Below are 13,123 nucleotides of genomic sequence, written 5' to 3'. Positions count from 1 at the left end.
TTCGCCGATAATCTACATTATGTAAAGTAAACTGATTCGACGCTGACGAGACTCCGTCGGCACCATATCTCCGCTCTGCGTGCATATAGCCAAGGCGCCGCGCGGGACTCTCATCCCACGCGGCGCCTTGGTTGCCGGCCCACTCTCCCAGATTTTCCAAGACGGGGCCGAGTTCCTTAAGCGTGTACCTTCTGCGGCTGCGCTGATTCCGCCTTGACCGCTTTGCCGAGTGCGAGGAAGAACAGCACCAGCGCAATGGTCAGCAGAATATGTCCCAACCCTGCAATTCCCGAGATCGCCGGAGAGACTTCTTCGGTACCCATCACGGTCATCGTGCCGTGTGCGAACAGCATGCCGACGGTGAGGACGATTCCGGCGTTGTAGAGCCAGAAGAACCAGTCGAAGAGCTTCGAGCGGGACAGGCCGAAGGACTTCTCCAGCGCCAAGACGACGAGCATGACCAGCAGTCCGAGCGCAAAAAGATGTGTGTGCACGACGCTGAGCTGGGTGAAGCCATCTTCCGGGAAATCCTGCGCCTTGGTCAGCTCGCGATAATAGAGACCCCCGAGCAAACCGAGAATCGTGTAGGTAAATGCTGCATAGTAAAGACGGCGCATTGCTTTCCTTTCGACGAATGTTCCTGGGCCTTTGCGGGCCGATAGCTCTATTCTCGGCGCAGGATCGCTGTCCGACATCAACCGAAAGGCGGAGTAGGCATCGGTCTTTTCGCCGGAAGTTCCAAGCTTGCCCGCTGTCATGAATAGCTAGGCTGAAGGAACAATGCGTACACCTTCCCCACACTTGCGAACTCCGACGGCGCCCCTCCTGCGGTGCTCGATCCAAGAAAGTGAGGGCGCCGCGTGAGCTTCGGAATCGTTCCCAACATCGTGCTCGTTTCCGTCGCCACGTTGCTGCTACTCGCGTTCATCATCGTGGCCTCGCGGCGGATACTCGGAACTGACCTGGGCATCGGGAGGATCCTCTTCGCCGGCGTACTCGGCCTCGCTGCCGAGCTCAGTTTCGAATCTCAGGTCGTGTGGCCGTCGGACTCTTCCAACTTCGCACTCATTCCCGTCCAGTTCGGGATTCTCGTTCTCGTCACGATCGCGATCCTCGTTGTGCTGGAGATCGTCGTCCCTCAAGGCCGCGTGCCCGCCGTCCATCAATGGGGAAAAATCCTGCGCCAGTCGCTCTCTCGGGGGCGCCGCTACACCCAACTCATGCGGATCGTCTCGCGCAACGGACTCATCCCCTTCCGGATCGAGGACGGCAAGGGACTGGAGGCCGAGCGGAAACGGCTCGAACAGGCCTCGAACCTTCGCACTGCGTGCGAGCAGGCCGGCGGCGCGTTCATCAAGTTCGGCCAGCTGCTGTCGACTCGGAGCGACCTACTTCCCGACGCCTACCTCACCGAGTTGAGTCTGCTCCAGCAGGAAATCCCGCCGACTCCGTGGGACGAAGTCGCGGCTGTTCTCGAAGAGGAGCTACCCGGGCACGTCGACGAGATCTTCGCCTCGATCGACCACTCTCCCATCGCCACGGCCTCGATCGGCCAGGTCCACATCGCGACACTCGCCTCGGGCGAAAAGGTCGCCGTCAAGGTGCAGCGCCCCGGCATCGTCCCGCTCATCGAACGAGACTCGGATATCGCCTTGCGACTATCGCGCCGCTTGGAAGCGTCCTCCGAGTGGGCACGCGATGTCGGCGTCATCGATGTCGTATCCAGTATGACGGCGAGCTTGCGCGAAGAAACGGACTTCCGGATCGAGGCGTCCAACCTACGAGCCATGGCGTCTGCGCAGAATCGGCACAAACCACAAGATCGCATCAGGGTCCCCCATTGCCACCGGGAACTGTGCACCAAACGCGTACTCGTCATGGAGTTCATGGAGGGCGATACCGTGAGCCGTCCCGCCGCGATCGACTCCCTCGATAAGGAGACTCGGTCGGCGCTCGCGCAGACCGTGTTCCGCTCTCTTCTCCTGCAAATTCTCGATGACGGCGTCTTCCACTCGGACCTGCACCCGGGCAACGTCATCATCACCCCGGACGGCTCCCCTGCCCTTCTCGACCTGGGCTCCGTGGGTCGCATCGATTCCGAGACCCGTCACCGATTGGCGGACGTCTTTCTCGCCGTCTCCCGCCGCAACTCACGCGCGTTCGCCGATGCGCTCCTGGCCTTCGTCGAGATTCCGCCGGGAGTCAACGAGGTCGACCTCCGGAAGGAGATCGGCTCCTTCATGGCGAATCACCTGTCCCCCGGGTCAAACATGGACCCGTCGGCCCTGTCGGAGATCTTCACGATCCTCAGCCTCCACGGGATCGCACTCCCCTCGGAACTCATGTCCGCGCTCCGAGCTATGGGAGCAGCCGAGGGCACACTGCTAAAACTCGATCCCTCATTCAACCTCCTCGACAGCGCCACCGAGTTCGGATCAGCGTCGATGAAGTCCCGCCTCGAGCCGCAGTCGGTGAAAGAGTCGGTGGAAAACGAGGTCATCGAGACTCTACCTCTGTTGCACAGCCTCGTGCAGCGAGCCGATAGCGTGACACGCGCGCTCGCCGAGGACCGCTTCTCCATCGGGGTCAAGGCGATGTCGGACGAGCACGACCGTCGCGTGTATCGAGAGTTTCTCCACTTCGCCGCGATCACATTCCTCGCGGGCGTGTTCGGGATCATGGCGGTTCTACTTTTGGTGAGCTCGACCGGCCCTCAAGTCACCGAGACGCTCACCCTGTTCCAACTCTTCGGGTTCATCCTGATCCCCGTCTCCGGAACCCTGACCTTCCGCGTGCTCTTCGACGTGTTCAGTAGCCGAAGACGCCACTAGGGACACAATAAGAGTGCCCGGGTCGCTGGCAATCCAGCGGCCCGGGCACCGACAAAGTCCGCAAAGTGCGGGTTCGCCTATGACGTCGCGGGTCCGTCAGCGGGGTCGATCTGGTCTTCCTCCGGCCCCTGTTCCAGCGGCGAAAGCTCGATCTCGTCGAGCTCCGCCTCCGTCGTCTGCATGACAAAAGGTTCGCCCTCGTGGGCACGGATAGCCGTGGTCACGGAGCTATCGAGGACCGCCTTCGCCAAGTCCTCGCGAATGACGAGCGGATCGCGCGAGAGATCCTTCCAGATGCTCACGCACAGCATGCTCAACACGATGACGAACGGCACGGACGACACGATCGTGATGTTCTTCAGGCCCTCGAGGGCCTCGTCCGGCTGGTCGCCGCCCGCGAGTAGCATCGCTGCCGCGACCGCACCGGTGGATACACCCCAGAAGATGACGTTGAACTTCGAAGGCTCCTCCGCGCCATTCTCCGAGAGCGAGCCCATGACGATCGACGCAGAGTCCGCACCGGTGACGAAGAAGATTGCGATGAGCACCACGGTGATAATGGTGACGATCGTGAGGATGATGCTCGGCAAGCCGAGTTGTCCGAGGAGATCGAACAGCACGGTGTCGAAGTTGATGTCCTCTCCTCCCTCGCCGAGCTGTGCGAGCATGCCGCCGCTATTACGCGCCTGCTCCGCACGCTCCTGTAGGCCGATGGCACCGCCACCGAAGACCGCGAACCAGATGAGCGAGATCACCGAAGGGACGAGAAGCACGCCGGTGACGAACTGGCGGACGGTACGACCGCGCGAAATTCGCGCGATGAAGAGACCGACGAACGGGGTCCACGAGACCCACCATGCCCAGTAGAACACCGTCCAGGTCGACATCCACTCGACGAGCGCCTGATCGTCGCCGGCGGGCGTGCGCGAAGCCATCGCGGGCAGCATGTCGATGAACGAGCCGACGCTGCGCGGGATGACGTTGAGGATGAACAGGGTCGGTCCACCGACGAAGACGAGAACCGCGAGGAGCACGGCGAGCACCATGTTGATGTTCGACAGCCACTGGATGCCGCGCTCGATTCCCGATACGGCGGACGCCACGAAGCAGGCGGTGAGCACGGCGATGATCAGGATGAGCAGGTTCGAACCGACGCTGTCAGCGAACCCGCCCGCGACGATGCCGCCGCCGATCTGGAGTGCGCCGAGCCCCAACGAACATGCCGAGCCGAAGAGCGTGGCGATGATAGCGAGAATGTTGATCGCCTTACCGGCGACGCCATTGACGGCACGACGGCCGAAAAGTGGCTCGAACATGCTGGAGAAAAGCTGGGAACGGCCGAGGCGATACGTGCCATAGGCCATGCCCAGTCCCACGATGGCGTACATTGCCCACGGGTACAGAGTCCAGTGGAAAAGCGCGGTTCCCATGGCGACGTCGACGGCTTGCGTCGTACTCGCGTCGACCGTGCCGGGCGGCGGGGACATATAGAAGAAGAGCGGCTCGCCGACGCCGTAGAAGACAAGGCCGATACCCATGCCGGTCGCGAACATCATCGCGATCCACGACGCGGTCCGATATTGCGGGCGCTCCCCGTCCTTACCCAGCGGAATCTTTCCGAACCTGGAGACCGCCACGACGATTGCGAAGATCGTGAACAGGCTGGACGCGATGACGAAGAGCCAGCCCAGGTTCTTCATCGTCCCGTTGAGCATCGTCGACGCGACGTTGCCCAGTCCATCAGGCGACACGAAGCCCCACACAACGAATGCGACGGCGACGACGGCCGCAATGCCGAATACGATCTTGTCCAGATGGGGACTCGATTCCCCCGGTTTTCGGCCGGCCGACTCCTGGTAGGCCCGCAGCAAGTGTGTTGTCTTGTCGTTGGGTGACCTCTCTTCGTTTCTCCTTGAGCGGCCGGGGTCGAAATCGGGCCCGCTGCTATTCGATTCTTTCCGCGTCATCGGACTGTCGAGCTTTTAAAACCTTACTATCACCTGGGACCCAATTAATTCGAAGGGGCAAATTCAATTCGGGAATGCCACACTTCTGCCGCGAATATTCCGTTATCTCGCAGCGGATCACCGGGTAACCTCCCATCGCGCTCCAGGTCAGAGGACCAGTGCGCGACGGCGAAGTCAGAGCTTCCCCCAGTTCGTGCGCCCCTGACTCACCTGAGAAGGCATCAAGCATGTCTTCGAGCAAGGCCACGCGTCCGACGTCATATCCGCGTATTCCGAATCTCGGCGCGCCGATGTTTATCTCGCCGTGCATAATCGGCACATGCGCGACGAAGCGACCTCTGCCCTACTGTCCATCGCCAACGAGGTGCTCGATGGTTATGTGGCCGCCCTGGGAACTCTCGATGACGAAACGGCGAATCTCTCGCCGGCTCCCGGCACGGTGAACACCGCGTTCGCACTGGTAAAGCATGTGCACGGAATGAGCCGCTTTTGGGGAGGGTCGGTGATTTCGGGCCTCGCCTTCCCGCGCGACAGAGAAGCGGAGTTCCAGGCGGAGGGCACCATCGACGACGCCCTTAACCTCGTAGACGAGATCCGTTCAGAGCTGCCAGCATGGGCCGACAACGCGGCGCGGCACGGTGTTCTCGACCCCAGCGCGAGGGGAACGAGCCGCACCGATGTCGCCGACGTCGGGCCAGAGTGGATCCTCGCGCACATGGTTCGCGAACTGTCCCAGCACCTGGGGCACCTCGAGGTGTGCCGGGACATGGTCCTCGCACAGGATTGAATCCGCGCCATTTCCTTCGACTCCGACGAGCAAATATTCGGCAGAAACCCTGACATCGAATAGGGAGCTTCCCCGATGTGGTTTCCGCGCCCGAGTGGAAATCTCGAAGGCATGACGATTCAGAATGTGGGCGCAGAAGGCGGCACCGCCCCAAAGCCGGTCAATGCGGCGCGTGCCGGCGCCCCTTCGCTTCTCGTCGCCACGCTGGTCGGGCTTGTCCACGCAGCGATCACGTTCTACTGGGCTTCGGGCGGACAGTTCCTGCTGAGCACGGTGAGCGATCGCGCGACCTCGATCTTCGACGGGAACGAGCAATGGCTCTATCCGGTCGGGGCGGTCAAGGCCCTGTTCGCGCTACTACCCTTCCTCTATCTGCTCATGCGGCGTCGCCTGCGTAAGGCGCGCATCATCCTCGGGATCGGCTCGCTCATACTCATCTTGTGGGGCGGCATTAACACCGTCACCGCAAATCTCAATTTCTTCGGGGTCCTCGATTCCAGCGCCGAGGGCAATGAGCTGATCGGCCACGCGTTCGTATGGGATCCGCTCTTCTTCGTCTGGGGTATGGCCGTCGTGGTGTTCCTCGTGTCCACCAGGAAGTTGAAGGACGCCTGACGGCGGACGTTCCGAGGAATAGTGCGTTCCGGGATAGCGTTGCACGAATCGTAGCCCTCTTCCCTGCGATAGACGCTGTGGCGCTTGCCCGTCGACTTTGGCGAGCCTGCGCTGTGCTCGGATACACGAAACGGTGAAGGGAAAATGAGGAGCGGGAATCCGCGTAAGCTGTAGGGAGAATCTTTCGAACGAAAAGAGGGATGTAACTGTGCCAACGCAACAGATTGTTGCACCGCCTGCCCGGGCCGCGATGTTTCTGGTTCTTACCGTGAACGAAGGCTCGGAGGACGAGGTCCGGGACTTCCTTACCGATGTGCCGGGCCTCACCAGGACAGTGTCATTTCGCGCAACCGGGCCGAGCCCGTCGAAGGACATTCTCACCGTGGTCGGGCTCGGTGCAGAAATGTGGGACCGGCTGTTCGACGCAGAGCGTCCCCGGCATCTGCACACCTTCGATCCGATCTACGGCGATAAGCACACGGCACCATCGACGCCCGGAGATCTGCTCATCCATTTGCGCGCACCGCAAATGGATCTGTGCTTCGAGCTCGCGCGGATCATGACCAACAAGCTCGCCGGCCACGCGAGCGTCGTCGACGAGGTTCACGGGTTCACGTATTTCGACAACCGCGACCTGCTCGGCTTCGTCGACGGGACCGAGAATCCCGAGGGCAACGACGCGGACGAGGCCGTGCACGACAACGAAGACGCCGAGCTCTATAACGGCGGCTCGTATGTGTTCGTGCAGAAGTACACCCACGACCTGCAGTCCTGGAACGCCATCAGCACCGAAGAGCAGGAACGCGTGATCGGGCGCACGAAGCTGGATGACGTCGAGCTGGACGACGACGTCAAGCCGACGAATTCGCACGTCGCTCTCAACGATGTGTCCGACGAGGACGGCAACGACCTCGACATCTTCCGCACCAATATGCCTTTCGGCACGTTCGGCTCGGACGAATTCGGCACGTACTTTGTCGGGTACGCCGCAGACCCGTCCATCACCGAGCAGATGCTCGACAACATGTTTCTCGGCGACCCCGTCGGTAACTACGATCGCATTCTCGATTTCTCGACGGCGATCACGGGAACCTTATTCTATGTCCCATCAGTCGGGCTTCTCGAAGAGATCGACACGCTTCCCCCTGCGAGGACGCCCGGCGAGCAGCCCGAAGATAACAGCGACGAGCCCGCCTCGGCAGATACCGAAGCGGCCGCAGTCGACGCCAGCGACGGAAGCCTGGGAATCGGCAGCCTCAAATAGTGCCGCCAGGCCGGCCATCGCCGCCTCCTCGTAACTTTTTGAACCACTACTCTCCAAAGGAACGAAAATGAGCAATCTCTACCGTGACCTCGCACCCATCACGTCTGCGGCGTGGGACGAAATCGAAGAAGAAGCCCGCAGGACCTTCAAGCGCAACATCGCCGGACGCCGAATCGTCGACATGCCCGAGGCCAAGGGGTTGGAGTTCTCCTCGCTCGGCACCGGCCACGTCACACGTATCGATTCCGGCGTCGAGGGTGTCGAAACGCGCCGCCGCGAGTCGCTTCCCGTATTCGAGCTGCGCGTGCCGTTCACGGTCACCCGCGACGCCATCGATGACGTCGAGAGGGGCTCCGCCGACTCGGATTGGCAGCCCGTCAAGGACGCCGCCGAGCGCATCGCGCTGGCCGAGGACAACGCCGTGCTCTACGGCTCGGAAACGCTCGGCATCAAGGGCATCGCGATGTCCTCCTCGCACAAGCCAGTCGACCTTCCGACCGAGATCCGCGAGGTTCCCGCCGCGGTTGCCAAGGCGCTGAGCACGCTCCGCCTCGACGGTGTCGCCGGCCCCTATGATCTTGTCCTCTCCGCGGACCTCTACACACAGGTCCTCGAGACCACCGACCACGGCTACCCGGTGCACGAGCACATCAGCCGGGCGCTCAAGGACGGCGACATCAAGTGGGCCCCGGCCCTCGAGGGCGCGCTCCTCGTGTCCACCCGTGGCGGCGACTTCGAGCTGCACATCGGCCAGGATCTTTCCATCGGCTACCACTCCCACAACGATGAGGAAGTCAACCTGTACCTGCAGGAAACCTTCGCGTTCCGCGTGCCGGGCGACGAGGCGGCCGTCCGCTTGAGCTAACACGCCCCGCACTGCCACGAAAACGCCGCGGACACCTCGCCGACAAGGAGGTGTCCGCGGCACTTTTTTGTCCACGCTCGATTGCGCACAACCACTACCGAAGGCTTTACGGAATAACTCCGGGCATAGTACGGTTGTATTAGTTGATACATCAACAACCTTAGCGAGGAGCGCACCATGCAGTTCGGAATCTTCACCATCGGCGACGTCACGACCGATCCCACCAACGGCACGACGCCCACCGAGCATGAGCGGATTCAAGCGATGACCGACTACGCGCTCAAGGCCGAAGAGGTCGGGCTGGACGTGTTCGCGACCGGTGAGCACCACAACCCGCCGTTCGTGCCGGGTTCGCCCACGACCCACCTCGGCTACATCGCCGCGAAGACGAAGAACCTCCAGCTGACCACCTCCACCACGCTGATCACCACCAATGACCCGGTGAAGATCGCCGAGGACTTTTCCTTCCTGCAGCACCTCGCCGGCGGTCGTGTCGACCTGATGATGGGGCGCGGAAACACCGGACCGGTCTACCCGTGGTTCGGTAAGGACATCCGTAAGGGCATCCCGCTCGCGGTTGAGAACTATCACCTTCTGCGGAAGTTGTGGCGCGAGGACGTCGTCAATTGGGAGGGCGAATTCCGGACGCCGCTGCGCGGATTCACCCTCGCGCCGCGGCCGATGGACGATACTCCGCCGTTCGTCTGGCATGGCTCCATCCGCTCGCCGGAGATCGCCGAACAAGCCGCCTACTACGGCGACGGCTTCTTCCACAACAACATCTTCTGGAACTTCGAGCACACCGCGCAGATGGTCAACCTCTACCGCCGACGCTTCGAGCATTATGGGCACGGCGCGGCCAACCAGGCCACCGTCGGCCTCGGTGGTCAGGTCTTCATGGGTAGTTCCGAGGCCGAGGCGAAGAAGCAGTTCCGCCCCTACTTCGACAACGCGCCGGTATACGGGCATGGTCCGAGCCTCGAGGAGTTCACGAAGATGACCCCGCTGACCGTGGGAACCCCCGAGCAGGTCATCGAGCGCACCCTGACGTTCGCCGACTGGGTCGGCGACTACCAGCGACAGCTCTTCCTCGTCGACCACGCCGGTCTCCCCCGCGACGTCGTCCTCGAGCAGATCGAGATCCTCGGCAAGGAGGTCGTACCCGTGCTGCGCAAGGAATTCGAGGCACGCCGCCCGGCGGACGTCCCCTCGGACCCGCCTACGCACGCGAGTCTCGTCGCCGAGGGACCGAATTCGTTCCACCATCTCGTCGAGCCCGCTAAGGCCCGGATGGCAAACCAGGAGGTGCGGTCGTAATGCGCAAGATCGTCATCATCTCCGCAGGCCTGTCCACGCCGTCCTCGACACGGCTGCTCGCGGACCAGATCTCCGACAGCGTCCGTAGCCAGATCACCGCTCGCGGTGAGGACGTCGACTTTACTTTTGTCGAGCTCCGCGATCTCGCCGGCGAACTCGCCCAGGCGATGCAGACCGGCGCCATGCCCAACCAGAAGCTCGACGACGTCAAGAACGCGCTGAGCGAGGCCGATGCTCTCGTGGCGGTCTCCCCGGTGTTCGCGGCGAGCTACAGCGGACTGTTCAAGATGTTCTTCGACATCCTCGATCCCGATGCGCTCACAAGCATGCCCGTACTTATCGCGGCGACGGCGGGCACGCCCCGGCATTCGCTCGTACTCGACTACGCCATGCGGCCGTTGTTCACCTACTTCCGCGCGAACGTCGTACCCACGGGCGTGTTCGCGGCGACGGAGGATTTCGGTGGGGCCGAAGGAAAGCACCTTGACGGCCGTATCCAGCGCGCGGCAACCGAGCTCGCCTCGCTCGTGGTGAGCGAGAGCGGCGCCGTCGAGGGGTTCACGGCCGTCGATGCCGCGGCGCCGCGTCGCACTTCGGGCACGTCGATCGACGCGGGATTCACCTCGTTCGAGAACCTGCTCAAGGGCCATTCGGGCGACTGATTCGCACCCGGCACCATAAGACCTACGCAATGACGTCGGGCGTCCCGGAAATCCGGGACGCCCGACGTCATCGTGTGTGGGTATCGGCTAGTTCTTCGAGTCGACCAGCGCGTAGGACAGACCCGAGGTAGCGGCGGTGACCGCCGCGATAGCCGGCCAGGCCCCGATCTTCTTCGCCAGCGGGTGGGAGGCGCCGAAGGCACCGATATAGGTGCCGCCCAGGACCGCGGTGACGACCGAGCCGGAGGTGTCCTTCCACGTGCGACCCGCGTAGATTCCGGCCGCCGCGAGCACGACTCCGCCGAGCGGGCGAATTCCCGTTTCGCGTGCGACGAGATAGCCACCGACGAGACCGAAGGCGGAGACCGCCGCCGACGAGACCTTGCGCGCGTTATTCAATTCCATCGAACACTCCCCTTGCGACTTACGAGTTTTCCGGGCGGCCCCGGCCGCCGAGTTCAGCCTAGCCCCCGGCGCGGCGGACACCGCCCGCGCGGCCCGGTCCCCGGGGAGCGCTATCGGTGGCCTTGTCGTGGTTCGCGACTGGCCAGGAGCTGCCAGGCGTCTACCCAGCCGCTCCGGTACGACGCTTCCAAGGCGGCGAGGTGTAGCTGCCACATGCGGCGGAACACCGGATCGAACCCCTGCGCCGCGGCGTCGCGGCCGCGGATGGTGAAGTTCTCCCGCCACAATCGCGCGGTGTGGGCCGCGTGCTCGCCGAATTCCATCCGGCCGCGAAGTCGCAGCTCGGGATGGTGGGAGAATGCTTCCTTGAGATCCGAGCGCAGCGGTATCGCGCAACGTTCATCGACGTAGCGCCGACGCCAGGACGTGAGCTCGGAAATCTCGTGTTCATGGGAGTCGGATCCCACGTCCACCTGCAGGGCGAGCCGCCCGCCGTCATCCAAAAGCGTAGAGGAGCGTTCGGCGACGACCGAGATCCCCTCGCGTGTCGCGGCGTGCGGTTCGGCGATGACGATTGCGTCCGCCCCACCGCCGAGCGATTCGAATTCGCCCAGGCTCAGCGAGACGGCGTGGGATTGCCCGGCCGCCTGCACGCGCGCGCCGACGACGTGGAGCCGGTCGATCGATTCGGTCACGCTGCGCACCTGCGCGCCCCGCTCTGCGGCACGCAGCGGCAGCTCGCCCCAGCCTGGCGGCGCCACGATGACACGACTTTCCTCGTTGACCCCGGCGAGGCTGAGCAGGAGTTCATGTGCCCGGCGCTGGGCGTCGCCGAGGTCGAGGCGATGCGGGGAGTTCGTCGGCGCACTCACCCGGACCACGGTCCGCCCACGCCGGTCGTGGCTCTGATTGCGCGCACCGGAGGCGAACAGGGCGGCGCTGGTCGCCATAGTCGCGTCGGTATACAAGGCGACCAGGTCGCCGGGGATGCCCATTTCCAGATCGGAGTTCCTCGCGCCCTGCTGCGCGCGCCGCCGGCCCTGTCTTTCCGCCTTATGACGTCGGGCGCTCTCCAATTCCGGGTGGCGTGCGAGCCACGGCACCAGGGCGGACAACACCGTCGGTAGGTCACTCGACACCCATTCGCCGGCCATATACGACTCGAACACCCCGGCCGTGGCGCCGGAGGCGAGCCTGATGAAGAATTCCTCCGGCGAGCGCAACACGATCGAGGTGGACGCGTCCAGCGAACCGATCGACGAGTCGTCGGGGAATTCGACGCGCAGGCCCATTTCGGGGATCGCCGCACGAAAGGCGTCCCGGATTTCCCGGACCGTACTACTTCGCACGCGGCCTTGATCGCGTTCCGGCGGGGCAAGCTCGGGCCACCGGGTGTGATCTACGCTTGAGGGCTCTACGCGCGCCATACTCTGCCTTCCTCCAGGTCGGTACTACCACCTGCCGCCGAACACTTGAGGGTGTGCCGTGTGAGGCGAGATTACCTGCGGGGGTGGAGGATTCCGGGAAGGCGCGACGTGATAAGCACGAACCGGCGGCGACGAGATCGTGGTGCACCGACACACGCGGCGGACCCGGGTGTTCTAGAGTTGTTGCTGGCCACCTACTTGCCCGAACCGACGTCACTGACTGTCCAGGAGTGATGAATGTCCACACCCGCCACGCGCGACCCTTCCGCCGGCGAAACGAATTCCACTTCGCGTCACCATGTCGTCATCATCGGATCCGGGTTCGGCGGGCTTTTCGCAGCCCGCGAATTCAAGGACAAGAACGTCGATGTCACGCTCATTGCGAAGACCGGACATCACCTGTTCCAGCCGCTCCTCTACCAGGTGGCCACGGGCATCCTGTCGGTCGGCGAGATCGCTCCGCCGACCCGTTTTATTCTCCGCGACCTCAAGAACGTGAAGATCGTGCTCGGGGACGTCTCCGACATCGACGTCACGTCCAAAAAGGTGAAGTATGTGTCTGGTCGGATCGATATCAAGACGAGCTTCGACAGCCTGATTCTGGCGGCCGGCGCCAACCAGTCCTACTTCGGAAACGATCATTTCGAGCAGTACGCACCCGGCATGAAGACCGTCGACGATGCTCTTGAGCTTCGCGGCCGCATCCTCGGCGCGTTCGAGCAGGCCGAGCTCACCACCGACGAGGTTGAGCGGCGCCGACTCCTCACTTTCGTCATCGTCGGGGCCGTCCCGACCGGCGTCGAGATGGCAGGCCAGGTCGCCGAGCTCGCGCGAAACACCTTCAAGGGCCTGTATCGGAGCATCGACCCTTCATCGGCCCGCGTAGTCCTTCTCGATGCGGCACCCGCGGTACTTCCCCCGTTTGGACCGAAGCTCGGCGACGAGGCACGACGAACGTTGGAAAAGCTTGGTGTCGAGGTGCA

12 protein-coding genes are annotated in these 13,123 nt (G+C 63.1%); 8 read left to right on the top strand and 4 right to left on the bottom strand.

Annotated elements, in window-relative coordinates; genetic code table 11:
* Window positions 1-176: 176 nt before the first annotated feature.
* Window positions 177-758, bottom strand: coding sequence for a DUF2871 domain-containing protein (locus K8V11_RS08715; protein WP_303912847.1), 582 nt, complete (start codon window positions 756-758; stop codon window positions 177-179).
* A 102-nt stretch (window positions 759-860) separates the two neighbouring features.
* Here K8V11_RS08715 and K8V11_RS08710 point away from each other — a divergent pair, with 102 nt between their 5' ends.
* Window positions 861-2,831 carry an AarF/ABC1/UbiB kinase family protein gene (locus K8V11_RS08710; protein WP_303912844.1) on the top strand — a complete coding sequence of 657 codons (1,971 nt, stop codon included), beginning with the start codon at window positions 861-863 and terminating at the stop codon, window positions 2,829-2,831.
* A 77-nt stretch (window positions 2,832-2,908) separates the two neighbouring features.
* On the opposite strand, the gene K8V11_RS08705 is transcribed toward K8V11_RS08710, so the two are convergent.
* A complete protein-coding gene (locus tag K8V11_RS08705; RefSeq protein ID WP_303912841.1) occupies window positions 2,909-4,702 on the bottom strand; it encodes a BCCT family transporter in 1,794 nt (597 codons plus the stop codon).
* 415 nt (window positions 4,703-5,117) lie between these two features.
* Here K8V11_RS08705 and K8V11_RS08700 point away from each other — a divergent pair, with 415 nt between their 5' ends.
* The 6 genes from K8V11_RS08700 (at window position 5,118) to K8V11_RS08675 (ending at window position 10,308) form a co-directional block, all read left to right on the top strand.
* Window positions 5,118-5,585: a DUF664 domain-containing protein gene (locus K8V11_RS08700; RefSeq protein WP_303912838.1), complete on the top strand. Its 468-nt coding sequence runs from the start codon at window positions 5,118-5,120 to the stop codon at window positions 5,583-5,585.
* A gap of 111 nt (window positions 5,586-5,696) precedes the next feature.
* The gene (locus K8V11_RS08695) at window positions 5,697-6,200 is read left to right on the top strand and encodes a DUF3995 domain-containing protein (RefSeq protein WP_303912836.1); all 504 of its coding nucleotides are present in this window, start codon (window positions 5,697-5,699) and stop codon (window positions 6,198-6,200) included.
* A 208-nt stretch (window positions 6,201-6,408) separates the two neighbouring features.
* Window positions 6,409-7,464, top strand: a complete 1,056-nt coding sequence (locus tag K8V11_RS08690) for a Dyp-type peroxidase (RefSeq protein ID WP_303912834.1) — start codon at window positions 6,409-6,411, stop codon at window positions 7,462-7,464.
* A 67-nt stretch (window positions 7,465-7,531) separates the two neighbouring features.
* The gene (locus K8V11_RS08685) at window positions 7,532-8,329 is read left to right on the top strand and encodes a family 1 encapsulin nanocompartment shell protein (protein WP_303912832.1); all 798 of its coding nucleotides are present in this window, start codon (window positions 7,532-7,534) and stop codon (window positions 8,327-8,329) included.
* A gap of 177 nt (window positions 8,330-8,506) precedes the next feature.
* Window positions 8,507-9,646: an LLM class flavin-dependent oxidoreductase gene (locus K8V11_RS08680; RefSeq protein ID WP_303912829.1), complete on the top strand. Its 1,140-nt coding sequence runs from the start codon at window positions 8,507-8,509 to the stop codon at window positions 9,644-9,646.
* A complete protein-coding gene (locus tag K8V11_RS08675; protein WP_303912826.1) occupies window positions 9,646-10,308 on the top strand; it encodes an FMN reductase in 663 nt (220 codons plus the stop codon). Before K8V11_RS08680 ends, K8V11_RS08675 begins: the two co-directional genes overlap by 1 nt.
* A gap of 87 nt (window positions 10,309-10,395) precedes the next feature.
* Here K8V11_RS08675 and K8V11_RS08670 read toward each other — a convergent pair whose 3' ends face one another.
* Window positions 10,396-10,713, bottom strand: coding sequence for a hypothetical protein (locus K8V11_RS08670; protein ID WP_303912823.1), 318 nt, complete (start codon window positions 10,711-10,713; stop codon window positions 10,396-10,398).
* Between the two features lie 110 nt (window positions 10,714-10,823).
* Window positions 10,824-12,062, bottom strand: a complete 1,239-nt coding sequence (locus tag K8V11_RS08665) for a class I SAM-dependent methyltransferase (protein WP_303912821.1) — start codon at window positions 12,060-12,062, stop codon at window positions 10,824-10,826.
* A 315-nt stretch (window positions 12,063-12,377) separates the two neighbouring features.
* Here K8V11_RS08665 and K8V11_RS08660 point away from each other — a divergent pair.
* Window positions 12,378-13,123: NAD(P)/FAD-dependent oxidoreductase (locus K8V11_RS08660; RefSeq protein ID WP_303912819.1), on the top strand; the 746-nt coding region annotated here is incomplete at its 3' end.

This window comes from Dietzia timorensis (assembly GCF_020742175.1).
Taxonomy (GTDB): domain Bacteria; phylum Actinomycetota; class Actinomycetes; order Mycobacteriales; family Mycobacteriaceae; genus Dietzia; species Dietzia timorensis_A.
The sequence above is the reverse complement of the archived record's forward strand: the minus strand, read 5'-3'. Positions and strand labels throughout refer to the sequence as shown.

Bases quoted from the DNA above. Each gene is read 5' to 3' on its own strand.
- K8V11_RS08715 (WP_303912847.1), bottom strand. From the start codon at position 758: ATGACAGCGGGCAAGCTTGGAACTTCCGGCGAAAAGACCGATGCCTAC.
- K8V11_RS08700 (WP_303912838.1), top strand. From the start codon at position 5,118: ATGCGCGACGAAGCGACCTCTGCCCTACTGTCCATCGCCAACGAGGTG.
- K8V11_RS08695 (WP_303912836.1), top strand. From the start codon at position 5,697: ATGACGATTCAGAATGTGGGCGCAGAAGGCGGCACCGCCCCAAAGCCG.
- K8V11_RS08685 (WP_303912832.1), top strand. From the start codon at position 7,532: ATGAGCAATCTCTACCGTGACCTCGCACCCATCACGTCTGCGGCGTGG.
- K8V11_RS08680 (WP_303912829.1), top strand. From the start codon at position 8,507: ATGCAGTTCGGAATCTTCACCATCGGCGACGTCACGACCGATCCCACC.
- K8V11_RS08675 (WP_303912826.1), top strand. From the start codon at position 9,646: ATGCGCAAGATCGTCATCATCTCCGCAGGCCTGTCCACGCCGTCCTCG.
- K8V11_RS08670 (WP_303912823.1), bottom strand. From the start codon at position 10,713: ATGGAATTGAATAACGCGCGCAAGGTCTCGTCGGCGGCGGTCTCCGCC.